General features: G+C 46.0%; 17 protein-coding genes. All 17 read left to right on the top strand.

What is annotated here, in order from left to right; all coding sequences use genetic code 11:
* The first annotated feature begins 2 nt into the window (after nucleotides 1–2).
* A complete protein-coding gene (gene flhF / locus AB4351_RS02770) occupies nucleotides 3–1,565 on the top strand; it encodes a flagellar biosynthesis protein FlhF (RefSeq protein ID WP_372125022.1) in 1,563 nt (520 codons plus the stop codon).
* Nucleotides 1,566–1,578: 13 nt separating this feature from the next.
* Nucleotides 1,579–2,466, top strand: coding sequence for a MinD/ParA family protein (locus AB4351_RS02765; protein ID WP_017060668.1), 888 nt, complete (start codon nucleotides 1,579–1,581; stop codon nucleotides 2,464–2,466).
* Entirely contained in the window at nucleotides 2,459–3,193 is a 735-nt protein-coding gene (locus AB4351_RS02760; RefSeq protein ID WP_372125020.1) for an RNA polymerase sigma factor FliA, read from the top strand. Before AB4351_RS02765 ends, AB4351_RS02760 begins: the two co-directional genes overlap by 8 nt.
* 42 nt (nucleotides 3,194–3,235) lie before the next feature.
* Entirely contained in the window at nucleotides 3,236–3,604 is a 369-nt protein-coding gene (gene cheY / locus AB4351_RS02755) for a chemotaxis response regulator CheY (RefSeq protein ID WP_016767062.1), read from the top strand.
* A gap of 105 nt (nucleotides 3,605–3,709) precedes the next feature.
* Nucleotides 3,710–4,441, top strand: coding sequence for a protein phosphatase CheZ (locus AB4351_RS02750; protein WP_017064113.1), 732 nt, complete (start codon nucleotides 3,710–3,712; stop codon nucleotides 4,439–4,441).
* Nucleotides 4,442–4,450: 9 nt separating this feature from the next.
* Nucleotides 4,451–6,643, top strand: coding sequence for a chemotaxis protein CheA (locus tag AB4351_RS02745; protein WP_372125018.1), 2,193 nt, complete (start codon nucleotides 4,451–4,453; stop codon nucleotides 6,641–6,643).
* Nucleotides 6,644–6,656: 13 nt separating this feature from the next.
* A complete protein-coding gene (locus AB4351_RS02740; protein ID WP_372073038.1) occupies nucleotides 6,657–7,781 on the top strand; it encodes a chemotaxis response regulator protein-glutamate methylesterase in 1,125 nt (374 codons plus the stop codon).
* A gap of 10 nt (nucleotides 7,782–7,791) precedes the next feature.
* A complete protein-coding gene (locus AB4351_RS02735) occupies nucleotides 7,792–8,574 on the top strand; it encodes a ParA family protein (RefSeq protein WP_017064111.1) in 783 nt (260 codons plus the stop codon).
* Complete coding sequence (locus tag AB4351_RS02730) at nucleotides 8,561–9,676, top strand: chemotaxis protein CheW (protein ID WP_372125016.1); 1,116 nt, start codon at nucleotides 8,561–8,563, stop codon at nucleotides 9,674–9,676. The genes AB4351_RS02735 and AB4351_RS02730 overlap by 14 nt, the downstream gene beginning before the upstream one ends.
* A 72-nt stretch (nucleotides 9,677–9,748) precedes the next feature.
* Entirely contained in the window at nucleotides 9,749–10,243 is a 495-nt protein-coding gene (locus AB4351_RS02725; protein WP_017064109.1) for a chemotaxis protein CheW, read from the top strand.
* Nucleotides 10,243–10,755 (top strand): DUF2802 domain-containing protein, encoded by a 513-nt coding sequence (locus tag AB4351_RS02720; protein WP_017060660.1) that lies wholly within the window; start codon nucleotides 10,243–10,245, stop codon nucleotides 10,753–10,755. Before AB4351_RS02725 ends, AB4351_RS02720 begins: the two co-directional genes overlap by 1 nt.
* A 278-nt stretch (nucleotides 10,756–11,033) precedes the next feature.
* Nucleotides 11,034–11,651, top strand: coding sequence for a cytochrome c biogenesis heme-transporting ATPase CcmA (ccmA, locus tag AB4351_RS02715; RefSeq protein ID WP_017060659.1), 618 nt, complete (start codon nucleotides 11,034–11,036; stop codon nucleotides 11,649–11,651).
* 1 nt (nucleotide 11,652) lies between these two features.
* Nucleotides 11,653–12,321, top strand: a complete 669-nt coding sequence (gene ccmB, locus AB4351_RS02710; protein ID WP_017060658.1) for a heme exporter protein CcmB — start codon at nucleotides 11,653–11,655, stop codon at nucleotides 12,319–12,321.
* Between the two features lie 148 nt (nucleotides 12,322–12,469).
* Complete coding sequence (locus AB4351_RS02705) at nucleotides 12,470–13,210, top strand: heme ABC transporter permease (protein WP_004739880.1); 741 nt, start codon at nucleotides 12,470–12,472, stop codon at nucleotides 13,208–13,210.
* A 14-nt stretch (nucleotides 13,211–13,224) separates the two neighbouring features.
* On the top strand, nucleotides 13,225–13,431 hold the full coding sequence (gene ccmD / locus AB4351_RS02700) for a heme exporter protein CcmD (protein WP_008218322.1): 207 nt from the start codon (nucleotides 13,225–13,227) through the stop codon (nucleotides 13,429–13,431).
* On the top strand, nucleotides 13,428–13,910 hold the full coding sequence (gene ccmE, locus AB4351_RS02695) for a cytochrome c maturation protein CcmE (RefSeq protein WP_008218324.1): 483 nt from the start codon (nucleotides 13,428–13,430) through the stop codon (nucleotides 13,908–13,910). The genes ccmD and ccmE overlap by 4 nt, the downstream gene beginning before the upstream one ends.
* Complete coding sequence (locus AB4351_RS02690; RefSeq protein ID WP_371721000.1) at nucleotides 13,907–15,877, top strand: heme lyase CcmF/NrfE family subunit; 1,971 nt, start codon at nucleotides 13,907–13,909, stop codon at nucleotides 15,875–15,877. Before ccmE ends, AB4351_RS02690 begins: the two co-directional genes overlap by 4 nt.
* Nucleotides 15,878–15,882 lie beyond the last annotated feature (5 nt).

Below are 15,882 nucleotides of genomic sequence, written 5' to 3'. Positions count from 1 at the left end.
AATTGAAAATTAAACGATTTTTTGCAAAAGATATGCGAACGGCCTTGCTCCAAGTTAAAGAAGAACTTGGTTCGGAAGCTGTGATCATGTCTAATAAAAAGGTCGCAGGTGGCGTGGAAATTGTTGCCGCTATTGATGGTGAATCCAGCCCGTCGACAGCGAGCCAGAGACCAAATAAACCTCAGCAGCCTGCACAAAGCCAATATACGCAAATGGCCGCGCCCGCAGCTCCTGCAGGGCGACGTCAATTAGACGATGATAAGGTTAGCCTACAGTCGAATGCTGAAGGTGGACGCTCAATGACCAAGCGCTTTGCGAATATGCTAAAGCAATACAGTCATGGCGCCGATGATGAGCCACAACATCGTGCTGAAAATGAAGATTCATTGTCAGCATTGCTCAATCGCCAATCAAGCACGGGTCATAAGCCTTATAGTCATCAGACTCAAAGCAATTTGCAGTCTCATGGCCATCTGCAATCTCACGGAAACCAACAGTCTCACGGCAATCTTGATTCAGCATTTGCTCGTGAAACGGGTTTGTCTAAGTTGATTGCTGAAGACCGCAGAGTAGAGCGCCCGGCACCTCGCTTGGATCCGACTCGTTATGATCGTGGTCGAGAGAATACTCAATCCAAAGGTTCTGATACTGAAATGGAAACGATGCGCGAAGAGATGACCTCAATTCGTCGTCTGTTAGAACATCAAGTTTCCGGGTTAATGTGGCAAGAAGTTGAGCGTCGTGAACCGCTCAGAGCGATGCTTATTAAGCGCCTTGAGCGTATGGGTGTATCTGCAGAGCTTGCCGATCAAATGGCTTGCTACATTCCTGAAGATACTAAACCGGCACGTGCGTGGAAGGCTTTGTTAGCCTTAGTTGCTGATCAAATCTCCGTTACACAAAAAGATATTTTAAAACGCGGCGGTATTGTGGCTCTACTTGGCCCAACCGGCGTGGGTAAAACAACGACTGTTGCAAAGCTAGCTGCACGTGCTGCCATGGAATATGGCGCCGATAACGTCGCACTAGTGACAACTGACACATATCGTATAGGTGCACATGAGCAGTTATCGATCTACGGTCGAATTATGGGTTGTCCTGTAAGAGTTGCTAAAGATTCTAGCGAACTGGCCGATGTAATATATCAGTTACGTAATCGTCGCCTGATTCTGGTCGATACTGCAGGCATGGGACAACGAGATGTTCGCCTATCTGAGCAGTTAGACACATTGATGCAAGAGAGTGGTTCCGTTATCAATAGCTACCTTGTGTTGCCTGCAACCGCGCAACGCAAAGTGCTGCAAGAAACAATTGAGCACTTTAGAAGAATCCCATTGTCGGGATGCATCATGACTAAGCTGGATGAATCCCTAAGTCTAGGTGAATTCATCAGTGTCGTAATACAAAATGCATTACCAGTTGCTTACATAGCAAATGGTCAACGAGTTCCTGAAGATATCGTTATAGCTCAGCCAAAGTACATGATTGCTAAGGCTAATGAGCTATTAGAAAAATCTACAGAGAATGAACCTCATTACTGGAATAGCGATTCTGAAGGGCTCTAGGCGGCGGATAAATATGAATGAAAATATGATACATGATCAAGCTAGCGGCCTCCGTCGCTTAACCAAGCCTTCACTCACAAAAGTTATCGCTGTAACCGGTGGTAAGGGAGGCGTTGGTAAATCTAATGTGACGTTAGGTATGGCTATTTGCATGGCGCGCCAAGGCAAAAAAGTCATGGTGCTAGATGCCGATTTAGGGCTAGCGAACGTCGATATCATGCTAGGTATTCGTTCTAAACGAAACCTTGGGCATGTGTTGGCTGGCGAATGTGAACTTAAGGATGCGATTGTCGAAGGGCCGCACGGAATTAAAATTATTCCAGCGACATCGGGCACACAAAGCATGACTGAACTGTCACACGCACAGCACGCAGGTTTGATTCGCGCATTCGGTTCGCTTGAAGACGAGATGGATATCTTGTTGGTTGATACCGCAGCCGGTATTTCGGACATGGTGATCAGCTTCTCAAGAGCGGCGCAAGACGTGGTTGTCGTGGTATGTGATGAACCTACCTCGATCACGGATGCATATGCTTTGATTAAGCTTTTAAGCAGAGAACACCAAGTTCAGCGATTCAAAGTTGTTGCAAATATGGTCAGAAGCTACCGCGAAGGCCGAGAATTATTTGCAAAGTTGACTTTGGTCACAGAGCGCTTCTTGAATGTGAGCCTCGAACTCGTAGCATGTATTCCTTTAGATGATAAAGTACGTCAATCAGTCAAGAGACAGAAAATCGTAGTCGATGCGTTTCCTCGCTCTCCAGCTGCATTGGCAATCAGCTCTTTGGCTAACAAAGCCTTGACCTGGCCAATACCAAAAACACCGAGCGGACACTTGGAGTTCTTTGTTGAAAGGCTGCTGAATCGTACTGAATTTATAGAGGAACCATTTGGTGAATAAAGCGCTTACTTACGACCAACACGCTAATCACAATAGCCAACAGGCTTTTTTTGAGAAGTACTCTGTGTTGGTTAAACGTATCGCTCATCACTTGTTGGGGCGATTACCGCCTAATGTATTGGTTGATGACTTAATTCAAGCTGGCATGATCGGCTTGATTGAAGCGCAACAAAACTATGATGGTACCAAAGGCGCAAGCTTTGAGACGTATGCTGGTATTCGGATTCGCGGGGCAATGTTGGATGACATTCGCCGTGGGGACTGGGTGCCGAGATCGGTTCATAAGAACAATCGAGAAATCAGCAGTGCAATTGCGGAATTAGAGGGTATCCTCAACCGCGACCCGAGTGATGCCGAAGTGGCAAAACACATGGGGCTCAGTTTAGAGCAGTATTACAGTGCTTTAACTGACATTAATTGCTCAAGACTGGTTGGAATTGAAGATTTAGGCGTCTCAGATGATGTAATATCTCCGAATGAAGACTCTCAAGATAATACGCCTTTTCAAGGGGTTGCTGATGAGTCATTCCGCCAAGCTTTGATCGATTCGATAAAACAACTTCCGGAAAGGGAAGGCCTTGTGCTTTCGCTTTATTACGACGAAGAACTCAATTTAAAAGAGATTGGGGAAGTGTTAGGTGTCAGCGAATCTCGTGTCAGCCAAATACTGAGCCAATCTATGCAGCGTTTACGCACTAAGTTAAGTGCTTGGACACAGAACGACTAACAACACTGATCCTATTCAGTGGAGGCTAATTTGAACAAAAACATGAAAATTCTCATTGTTGATGATTTTTCAACGATGCGCCGAATTGTTAAAAACCTACTTCGCGATTTAGGTTTCAACAACACTCAAGAAGCAGATGATGGCTTGACCGCGTTACCTATGCTGAAAAAAGGCGAATTTGATTTCGTGGTAACTGACTGGAACATGCCAGGCATGCAAGGGATTGACCTGCTTAAACACATTCGCGCAGACGCAGAACTTAAGCACCTTCCAGTGCTTATGATCACAGCTGAAGCGAAGCGTGAGCAGATCATCGAAGCTGCGCAAGCGGGTGTTAATGGTTACATTGTGAAGCCTTTCACTGCTGCAACGCTGAAAGAGAAACTTGATAAGATTTTTGATCGCTTATAAGCATCAATAAATTTAGGCACTTCTAGGTAAACACTGACTGATAAGTTATCTGTTTATCTCGATAGCCTAAGCGCACAAAGTATGCGGAGTAAGGCCGAATTCAGGATGATTTCATTAGAACAAGCAAAAAAATTAGTAGAGCTGCTTGAGAACGATGAGCAGCAAAATGCTGATTCTCTTGTGAGAAGCATTTATGAAGATAACTTTAGTCTTCAAGACAATCCAATGCTTCAAGAAATAGGAAGTCTGACACGCGACCTCCACGACTCTTTGACTCAATTCAATTTCGATGAACGCATCAGCGTTATCGCAAATGACGAAATCCCTGATGCAAGGGATCGCCTTCAGTATGTCATTGATAAAACGGAAGTTGCGGCAAATAAGACGATGGACGCTGTCGATCGCTGTATGCCAATCGCAGACAACCTACACGAGTGTTTACTTCAAGTAAGGCCTCAATGGAATGAACTGATGCATGGCCGCATTGAGCTGGCACAATTTAAAGCTTTATGTCACCGCATTGATGGATTGCTTGTCCAAGTAGAAGGCGACAGTACTGAACTACGCGGACAATTGACTGAAATCTTGATGGCTCAGGATTTCCAAGATTTAACTGGGCAGATAATCAGCAAAGTTATTACCTTGGTGAATGAGGTGGAAGGACGTTTGGTCGAGATTCTCACGGTATTCGGTGCGAATCAAAAAGAGCCAACTCCAGAGTCAGAGAAGAAAGCATCGATTGCGCCTGAAGGTCCAATTATGAACCCAGAAGAGCGCGAAGACGCTGTCGCATCTCAAGATGAAGTCGACGATTTGTTATCCAGTCTTGGATTTTAAAGGTAACGTATGAGCTACGATTTAGACGAAGATATTCTTCAGGACTTTTTAGTCGAAGCAGGAGAGATCCTTGAACTCCTATCAGAACAACTGGTAGAGCTTGAGAATAACCCTGACGACAAAGACCTATTAAATGCTATTTTCCGTGGTTTCCATACAGTAAAAGGTGGTGCTGGTTTCCTAGCATTAACTGAGCTGGTGGATACTTGTCATGGTGCTGAGAATGTGTTCGACATTCTGCGAAACGGCCAACGCAGCGTAACATCAGGTTTGATGGATACCATGCTGCAGGCGCTAGATACAGTCAATGTACAGTTTCGCGCCGTGCAAGATCAGGAACCTTTAGTGCCAGCCGACCAATCTTTATTGGATGAACTTCACCGTCTCTGTAAACCAGAGTCTGCGGATGAAGTGGCACCAGTAGAAGCGCCTGCACCTATTATCCCTGAACCTGTTGTTGCAGCGCCTGAGCCTGTTATTGCTCTGGAACCTACTGCTGAAAGCTCAAACATCAATGCATCTTCAGTCGATGATATCTCTGAAGATGAGTTTGAACGCTTGCTTGATGAGCTTCACGGTAAAGGTGGTTCACCAACAGCGCCTTCTGCACCAACACCGCCGCCAGCACCCGCTGCACCTCAGTCTGTTGCTGACAGTGGTGATATTACTGATGACGAATTTGAAAAGTTATTAGATGAATTGCACGGTGCGGGTAAGAGCCCGACAGCGGCAAGTTCAACGCCTCCTCCACCGCCAACGCCAGCAGCAGCACCTGTTTCGGCGATGTCTGAAGGCGATGATCTGATGACTGACGAAGAGTTCGAGAAGTTACTTGACCAACTACATGGCTCAGGTAATGGACCTTCGATTGAAGAATTGGATGCCGCGACTAAGCCAGCAGAAGTTAAGGCAGTAGCACCTCAAGCTGCGCCTAAACCTGCTGCGCCAGTTGCCGTTAAAGCTGAGCCAAAACCGAGCGCTCCAGCAAAAGCTGAAGTTAAAGTGCCGGCTAAGAAGCAACAAGCTGAAGCGACAGTTCGTGTTGATACATCAACACTGGACACCATCATGAACATGGTGGGTGAACTGGTATTGGTGCGTAACCGACTAGTCAGCCTAGGCCTCAACAGCAACGACGAAGAAATGTCGAAAGCTGTCTCTAACTTAGATGTTGTTACTGCAGACCTTCAAGGTGCGGTAATGAAGACTCGTATGCAGCCGATCAAGAAAGTATTTGGTCGCTTCCCACGAGTTGTCCGTGACCTTGCTCGTAGCTTGAAGAAAGACATCGTTCTTGAAATGCGTGGCGAAGAAACGGACCTTGATAAAAACTTAGTAGAAGCACTTGCTGATCCCCTGATTCACTTGGTGAGAAACTCTGTCGATCATGGTATTGAAATGCCAAACGACCGTGTTGCTGCGGGTAAATCACAAACGGGTAAAGTGATTCTGTCTGCCTCTCAAGAAGGTGACCACATTGAACTGGCTATCGTTGATGACGGTGGCGGTATGGACCCTGATAAGCTTCGTGCTATCGCGGTTAAACGTGGCCTGATGGATGAAGATGCAGCGTCTCGCTTATCAAATAAAGAGTGTTTTAACCTGATTTTTGCTCCTGGCTTCTCAAGCAAAGAGCAGATCTCGGATATCTCTGGTCGTGGTGTGGGTATGGACGTTGTGAAAACAGCGATCAACACACTGAACGGCTCTATTGATATTGATTCAGAAATGGGACAGGGCACCAAGATCACCATCAAGGTTCCACTAACCCTAGCGATTCTACCAACCTTGATGGTCGGTGTTGCAGGTCACCCATTTGCATTGCCATTGGCATCGGTTAACGAGATTTTCCACCTAGATTTAAGCCGCACAAACGTGGTTGATGGTCAGCTGACGATCATCGTTCGCGATAAGTCTATTCCGTTGTTCTACTTGCAAAACTGGCTTGCACCTAAAGCGGGTATTGTTGAACTGCGCAAAGGACACGGCCATGTTGTTATCGTGCAACTTGGTAGCCAACGTGTTGGTTTTGTTGTCGATACGCTGATCGGTCAAGAAGAAGTAGTCATCAAGCCGCTTGATAAGCTTCTGCAAGGCACGCCAGGAATGGCAGGCGCGACAATTACAAGTGACGGACACATTGCATTGATTCTAGATGTGCCGGACTTGTTGAAGCAGTACGCAGCAGCGTCAAGAATTTAATTTAAGGATAAATATGGCGATTAAAGTATTAGTCGTTGATGATTCGAGTTTTTTTCGTCGTCGCGTTAGCGAGATCATCAACTCAGAGGCTCGCCTAGAAGTCATTGATGTTGCAGTAAACGGTAAAGAAGCCGTTGAGAAAGCGAAACAGCTAAGACCTGACGTAATCACTATGGACATTGAAATGCCTGTCATGGACGGTATCACTGCCGTTCGTGAAATCATGGCCGCGTCTCCAACGCCTATTTTGATGTTTTCATCGTTAACGCATGATGGAGCGAGAGCAACGTTAGATGCGTTAGATGCAGGTGCTCTCGACTTCCTACCTAAGAAGTTTGAAGACATTGCACGTAACCGTGACGATGCAGTTGCATTGCTTCAACAACGTGTAATTCAGATTGCTGCGAAGCGTGCGTTTATGCGTCGTGCTCCTATTGCGCCGAGAGCGACAGCGACCACTTCAACACCTACGCCATTGCGCCAGCCGATTTCAACAGCAGCTGCGACTTCGACAGCGAAGCCTGCGGTTGCATCAACGGCGAAATTCAGAGCGTCAGGTAAGAAGTATCAATTAACAGCAATTGGTACTTCGACTGGCGGCCCTGTTGCTCTACAGAAGATTTTAACTCGTATCCCTGCTAACTACCCACACCCAATTGTGTTAGTTCAGCATATGCCAGCAACTTTCACTGCTGCTTTTGCTAGTCGATTGAACACCTTGTGCAAGATTGAAGTTCGTGAAGCGCAAGACGGTGATGTGTTAAAACCTGGAGTGGCGTATCTTGCTCCAGGTGGTAAACAGATGATGGTTGATGGCCGAGCAGGGTCTGCACGTCTAAGAATTATCGATGGCGGCGACCGCATGAACTACAAGCCTTGTGTGGATGTCACATTCGGCTCTGCTGCAAAGATCTACGGCGACAAAGTCTTGTCTATGATACTGACCGGTATGGGCGCAGATGGTCGAGAAGGTTCGCGTATGTTGAAAACTGCGGGCTCGACGATTTGGGCACAAGACGAAGATAGTTGTGTTGTATATGGTATGCCTCAAGCTGTAGCAAAAGCTGGCATTTCTACTGAAGACCTCCCTCTAGACCGCATAGCGGAAAGGATCTTGGTTGAAGTTGGGTTAGCTTAGGTAAATCGAAATGATTGTTTGGAGTGTTGCAAACCAAAAAGGTGGTGTTGGTAAAACGACCACGACCGTGACTCTAGCAGGTTTACTTGCGTTGAAGGGGCACCGTGTTCTATTGGTTGATACTGACCCACATGCATCACTGACCACCTATCTGGGGTACGACTCAGATACGGTGGAATCGAGCCTGTTTGATCTGTTCCAGTTGCGTGAGTTTAACGCGCAGACGGTAAGACCTTTGCTTTTACAGACGGAAGTCGAAGGTATCGATATTATTCCTGCCCACATGTCTTTGGCGACATTAGACCGTGTAATGGGAAATCGAAGCGGCATGGGGTTGATCTTGAAACGCGCTTTGGCCGCTTTGAAAGACGACTATGACTATGTGTTGATCGATTGCCCGCCAATTCTGGGTGTGATGATGGTCAATGCATTGGCTGCAAGCGATCGTATATTGATTCCGGTACAAACTGAGTTTTTGGCGATGAAGGGCTTAGAGCGCATGATTCGCACTTTGACCATCATGCAGAAGTCTCGCAAAACACCGTTTAAGGTGACGATTGTCCCAACGATGTACGACAAGCGAACCAAAGCCTCACTGCAAACATTAACGCAGCTCAAAGATGATTACCCAAACCAAGTTTGGACATCTGCTGTGCCGATAGATACTAAGTTTCGAGATGCGAGCCTAAAACGCTTACCAGCCTCTCATTTTGCATCGGGTAGCCGTGGTGTATTTGCTTATAAACAGCTGCTTATTTATCTCGAAAGGTTGGCGATAAATGAGCGCGAATAAAGAATCAACATTGGCGCAGCCAAGTCTATCCAGTGAACAAGCACTGGATGACTACTTTACTGCGCTGTTAGGTGATGAAAGCTTTGAATCTGACGATTTTTTTGTTGACGAGTCGAGCGACGAATCACAATCTGAAGAGCCAGAGCCAGAGCCAGAGCCAGAGCCAGAGCCAGAGCCAGAGCCAGAGCCAGAGCCAGAGCCAGAGCCAGAGCGCCAATTTTCGAGTCACCACTCAAGCTATGCAGAAATACGCGCGGCTGAGTTTGAGGTTCCTAACCTTGAGGATGTTCAGAAACTACTGAGTCGTTTAGAGGCGACCAATGTTGTTGATGAACTGAACCTTGATGAGTTGATGGATCAGAACACCCAGAAAATCGCCCAGCAAGCTGACATGCAAATGTTTGATGCTGCGGTTGAGTCTGTTCAAGTGTTCGAAGAGCCAGAGATTCAGGATTGGAATCTTCCAGAACCCGATTTATCAATTGTTGTAGAGCCACCTGTTGAATTGCAGCAAATTGAAGAGTTAGCGACGGAACAAGTAGAAGTTAAGGCTGTTGAGCCTGAAGTTGATGTTCCTGAGCCCGAAACAGTTATTGAACCCGAAACTCAAGCCGGAGGTGCTGACCAGTTTACCTCTTGGGAAAGTACGGTTCGCACAGAAGATTTTCAAGTACTGTATTTCGATGTGAACGGTGTGACCTTTGCGGTGCCACTTGATGAGCTTGGCGGCATCCATCGCCTTGAAGAGTTAAGTCATATCATTGGTAAGCCAGCTTGGTATTTGGGTTTACAAACCAACCGTGATAGTCAGCTAGATGTGGTCGACACCGCAAAATGGGTGATGTCTGAGAAGCTATCAGGTGACGAATACAAAGAAAACTATCAATATATAGTGATGCTTGGAGAGAGCTTGTGGGGCCTGGCGGGCACAGAGCTCAAAGGCACCGAGCTACTTAATACAGACAAAGTACGTTGGCGAGAAATGGCAGGGAAACGCCCATGGCTCGCTGGTATGGTAAAAGAAAAAATGTGTGCTTTGATTCATGTTGAAGCATTAATCGCCATGCTAAACGCAGGGCTAGATGTAAAAGCATTAAGCTAGTAATAAGCATTGGGCTAACAATAAGCATCAAGTTAATAATAGTGGTCGGTAACGACGGCAAGAGGATTATCTATGTCTCATATGAGTGAAGTTGAAGTAAGAAAAGAGCAAACGAATGATGAAGTACTTCAATGGGTGACTTTCCAGCTAGAAGAAGAAACTTACGGCATCAACGTAATGCAAGTACGTGAAGTACTACGTTACAGCGAAATTGCTCCAGTACCGGGTGCTCCAGATTACGTTCTAGGTATTATTAACCTACGTGGTAACGTTGTTACTGTTATCGACACTCGTTCTCGCTTTGGTTTGATGCAAGGTGAAATCACAGACAACACTCGTATCATCGTTATTGAATCTGAGCGTCAAGTAATTGGCATTCTAGTAGATAGCGTTGCTGAAGTGGTTTACCTGCGTTCTTCTGAAATCGACACAACGCCAAGTGTTGGTACTGATGAAAGTGCTAAGTTCATCCAAGGTGTAAGTAACCGAGATGGCAAGCTACTTATCTTAGTAGATCTAAACAAACTACTAAGCGAAGACGAATGGGATGAGATGGCTCACCTGTAATGTTTGAAGCGCTTCCTTTAAGCCCTGTCGCTCTGATATCAGGCGTTGGGGTTTTTACGTTATTTATCCTGATTTTGATTAGCAAAGTAAAACGTGCGATTCAAAAGCAGCTCGATCAGTCACGCCTGCAAGTTCGTAACTTGGACAAAGAGCTTCAAAAATCGAGTAAGCAATTACTTGAGGTTCGCTCTGTTGTGGTTGGCCTTGGCCAGAAAGTGACTGAACAACAAGATCTTATCAAACATTTGAATGAACGTATTGTTGAGCTGGAACATGCGGATACCGATGGACGTTTGTACACACGTGCAACGAAAATGGTTCAGCTTGGCGCTGGGATTAACGAGTTAATTGAAGAATGTGAATTACCCAAAGCAGAAGCTGAGCTGATGATGTCTCTGCAGAACAAGCTTGCTGGTAAAGAGAAAATTCCTTCATTACGAAGCGACCCTTCATCGTACGATCAGCAACCCGATGCCTCTCGCGATCGCAGAGACCCGCCTCGACGTCGTTAAATTGAGCGCTTAATTCGTATTGAGCAATTGATGTTTATTACGTATTCCTCTTAAAAGAAGCTTCGGCTTCTTTTTTTATGCCTGTCCGATCTATATAGAACGATGTTTATAAGTGCTTGTATCTACGACAATATCTTGTTTGTTGATGAAAATGTGTAAATTGTGATGAGGTGGTAACAGTTTCTTACCGACTTTGTTCTATCGAAAACGCCTAGTCCTGTTTTGTCACCATGTTGGTGTGCTACTATAGTGCTCTCATTACTCGACTAAATTTACCTATGCTAGAAGTCTCAAATTTAACTGCTATTCGTGACGACAGGATTCTGTTTGAATCGTTGTCTTTTCAATTGAAACCAGGTGAGCTGGTTCAAGTTGAAGGTCGTAACGGTACCGGGAAAACGACACTCCTTAGGATTATTACTGGCTTAGGCGATCGCGATGACGGCACTATCTCTTGGGACGGTGAGTCTATTGAATCGAGTCGAGATGTTTATCATCAAAATTTACTTTTTCTTGGTCACCAAACAGGCGTAAAGCGCGAGCTTAGTGCTTATGAGAATCTGAGCTTTTATCAGTCGATTCACAGTGGCGGTACCAGCAAAGAAGAGCTTTATCACGCGCTGGCTCAAGTCGGGCTTGCGGGCAGAGAAGACGTACCTGCGGGGCAACTTTCAGCAGGCCAACAACGCCGAGTTGCGTTGGCTCGCCTTTGGTTGAGCAAGCAAATGTTGTGGATTCTTGATGAGCCGCTGACTGCCATTGATAAGCAGGGCGTGAAAGTTCTCGAATCTCTTTTTTCTCAGCATGCAGACAACGGTGGCATTGTGTTGTTAACCACACACCAAGATATGTTTGCTGATAGCCCGAAACTAAGAAAAATAAAGTTGGGTGAGTAATATGATCTCTTCAATGACCACGATTATCCGACGCGAACTGCTTATCGCGTTTCGACGTCAAGCGGATATCTTTAACCCTTTGTGGTTCTTCATCATTGTTATCACGCTTTTCCCTTTGAGTATTGGCCCAGAGCCAAACCTACTTGCGCGTATTGCTGCGGGTATTGTTTGGGTGGCCGCTTTGCTCTCTGCATTGCTCTCTTTAGAGCGTCTTTTCCGTGATGATTTTCAAGATGGCGCCCTTGAACAGATGATGCTGATGCCAATCCCGTTGCAGTTGGTAGTATTGTCCAAAGTCATAGCACACTGGTTGTTGACCGGGTTACCATTGATTTTAATCAGCCCATTATTGGCTGTTTTGTTGTCTTTAGATTTTGATACATGGCTCTCAGTTGTGTTGACCTTGCTGGTAGGAACACCCGCATTGAGTTTTATTGGTGCGATTGGTGTTGCGTTAACCGTTGGGTTACAGAAGGGCGGAGTCCTGTTAAGCCTGTTAATCTTGCCGCTTTACATCCCCATTTTAATCTTCGCGACGTCAGCAATTGACGCTGCGGCTTTGGGCGTTGCATACAACGGTCAATTGGCGGTGCTTGGGGCAATGTTAATGGGTGCGATGACTATGACGCCTTTTGCGATCAGTGCCGCACTTAGAGTAAGTGTGAACTGATTGGGGTTCCGTTATCGTATAGCCAATGTGAACCAAATGTGTCGATTGGACTCATAGAGTCAATAAAACTGAAAGCAAGACAAATAAAATTATTATAATTATAGCTTTAATAGCTGTAAGCAATATGAAGTAAGAGTGAGATTACAACATGTGGAAATGGCTCCATCCCTATGCCAAAGCAGAAACCTCTTATCAGCTTGCTGGTAAACTTTTGCCATGGTTTTCGATCCTAGCGCTATTGTGTCTATCCGTCGGTACCGTGTGGGGGCTTGCATTTGCGCCTTCTGATTACCAACAAGGCGATAGCTTCCGTATCATCTACATCCATGTTCCGTCTGCAATCTGGTCGATGGGCGTTTACATGTCGATGGCGATTGCTGCCTTTATCGGTTTGGTATGGCAGGTAAGGCTATCAGACATGGCCGCACTGGCGATGGCACCGATTGGCGCTGTGTTTACCTTCATTGCGTTACTAACTGGCGCAGTTTGGGGTAAACCAATGTGGGGTGCTTGGTGGGTTTGGGATGCGCGTTTAACCTCAGAGCTGATTCTTCTATTCCTATACTTGGGTGTGATCGCACTACACCACGCTTTTGACGACCAAAAAACAGCAGCGAAAGCGGCAGGCATTTTGGCTATCGTTGGTGTCATCAACCTCCCTATCATTCACTTCTCTGTAGAGTGGTGGAATACACTTCATCAAGGCGCGACCATTACTAAGTTCGCAAAACCTTCGATCTCAAGTGACATGCTATGGCCGCTTCTTCTTAACATCTTCGGCTTCGCTTTCTTCTTTGGCGCTTTAACCATGATTCGTTTCCGTAACGAAATCATCAGTAAAGAAAGCCATCGTCCATGGGTTCGCAAGCTTGCGGCTGATAAAGCGTAGTAGGGTAGGTATTTATGTATTTTGAATCTTTGAGTGATTTCTTTGCCATGGGCGGTTATGCATCATACGTATGGAGTGCATTTGGAATCACATTTCTCTCGATGATTATCTTACTGGTGGTAAGCGTTCGTCGTGGTAAGCAATTACTAACTGAAGTACAAGCTAAGGTTGATCGCCAAGCTCGTATCGATGCAGCAAAAAATATGGAGAACACTCTATGAACCCAAGACGCAAAAAGAGGCTGGGCATTGTCTTAGCGATCTTTTTTGGTATCAGTGCAACTGTTGGATTAATGGTTTACGCACTTAACCAGAACATGGATCTGTTCTACACACCAACTGAACTTGTTAATGGTAAAGATGGTAAAAAACCAGAGGTTGGCCAACGCCTACGTATTGGTGGCATGGTTGTCGTAGGCTCTGTAAGCCGTGACAACGAATCACTACGAGTAAGCTTTGATTTGGCAGATGTAGGTCCTAAAGTAACAATTTTATACGATGGCATCCTTCCTGATCTTTTCCGTGAAGGCCAAGGTATTGTTGCTCAAGGTGTCCTTAAAGATGCGACGACAATCGAAGCGTTTGAGGTGTTGGCAAAGCACGATGAAGAGTACATGCCTTCTGAAGTTGCGGAAGCAATGAAGAAAACACATGAGCCTTTGCAATACACGACTGAACAAAAAGAAGGAAATGCTCAATGATAGCCGAGATCGGCCATTTTGCGATGATCCTGTCCTTGGGACTTGCATTGCTGCTAAGCGTGCTCCCATTGTATGGAGCCGCTCGAAATAACACATTATTGATGAACAGCGCACGACCGTTGTCGTGGGGTATGTTCGGATTCTTAGCGATTTCGTTCTTTATCTTGTGTTACGCCTTTTACACAAATGATTTTACGATTCAATACGTAGCAAGTAACTCAAACAGCCAACTACCTTGGTACTACCGAATTACGGCGGTTTGGGGTGCGCACGAAGGTTCATTACTGCTTTGGGTTCTCATCCAAGCGGGTTGGACTGTAGCAGTAGCGACATTCAGTCGTGGTATGCCTCAAGAGTCTGTGGCTCGCGTTTTGGCTATCATGGGTCTGATTACTGTCGGCTTCTTGCTGTTCATTATCGTGACGTCTAACCCGTTCTTACGTACATTGCCTTTCTTCCCTGTTGATGGCCGTGACCTGAACCCACTACTGCAAGATCCGGGTTTGATTATTCACCCGCCAATGCTTTACATGGGTTATGTAGGTTTCTCTGTTGCGTTCTCTTTCGCAATCGCTTCTCTAATGAGTGGTCGTCTTGATACGGCATGGGCTCGTTGGTCGCGTCCTTGGACAATCGCAGCTTGGTTATTCCTAACGGTAGGTATCGCACTAGGTTCATGGTGGGCTTACTACGAACTTGGCTGGGGTGGCTGGTGGTTCTGGGATCCAGTAGAAAACGCTTCATTCATGCCTTGGTTGGCTGGTACTGCTCTAATGCACTCACTAGCGGTAACTGAAAAGCGTGGCACATTTAAAGCTTGGACAGTACTGCTGGCTATCTCTGCATTCTCGCTAAGCTTACTGGGGACATTCTTAGTTCGTTCGGGCATCTTGGTATCGGTTCACGCATTCGCGTCAGATCCTGCTCGTGGTATGTTTATTCTAGGTTTCCTAGTCTTTGTTATCGGTGGTTCACTGCTGTTGTTTGCTATTAAAGGCGCATCGGTTCGTGTTCGCGGTAACTTCGATCTGGTTTCTCGTGAAAACGCACTGCTTGGTAACAACATCTTACTGATTGCAGCGCTTGTCGTTGTGTTAGTAGGTACGCTACTGCCATTAGTTCACAAACAGTTAGGCTTGGGCTCGGTATCTATCGGTGCACCATTCTTTGATATGTTGTTCTTCTGGTTAATGATCCCGTTCTCGTTCCTGCTTGGTATCGGTCCTCTGATCCGATGGAAACGTGACAACCTGTCTAAGCTTGTTAAACCAATGCTGATTTCAGGTGCATTCTCACTTGGCTTGAGTGCGCTAATGGTTGCTCTACTGGCTGACCGCTTCAGTGGTACTGCGTTTGCTGGTTGGGTAATGGCGTTCTGGATCATCTTCATGCACGGCTTTGAGCTGCATGAGCGTGCGACTCACCGTCATACATTCTTGAAAGGTCTAACTAAGCTACCTCGTAGCCACTGGGCAATGATGTGTGGTCACATAGGTTTAGCCGTGACAGTGATTGGTATCGCGATGGTGCAAAACTACAGCATCGAACGTGATGTACGTCTGGCGCCAGGTGAAAGCTACCAGCTTGAAGAATACAGCTTCCTGTTTACAGGGGTTCGTGACAAAGATGGTCCTAACTACGATGGTTACATTGCTGACTTTGAAATTACTAAAGAAGGCAAATACATCAACACGCTTCACGCTGAAAAACGTTTCTACACCACAGCTAAGTCTATGATGACAGAAGCAGCGATTGACCGTGGCGTAACGCGCGACCTTTACATTGCAATGGGTGAACGTTTAGACGACAACAAATCTTGGGCTGTACGTATCTACTACAAACCATTTGTACGTTGGATCTGGGCAGGTTCTTTGATTATGTCGATTGGTGGCGCTATTGCTATCAGTGACCGTCGTTACCGTTTCCGTAAGCCAACCAAAAAGTCGGCTGAAGAGCAGGAGGCTTAATTCGA

This window comes from Vibrio sp. 10N.261.51.F11, assembly GCF_041471665.1.
In the GTDB taxonomy this organism is placed as follows: domain Bacteria; phylum Pseudomonadota; class Gammaproteobacteria; order Enterobacterales; family Vibrionaceae; genus Vibrio; species Vibrio crassostreae_C.
The sequence above is the reverse complement of the archived record's forward strand: the minus strand, read 5'-3'. Positions and strand labels throughout refer to the sequence as shown.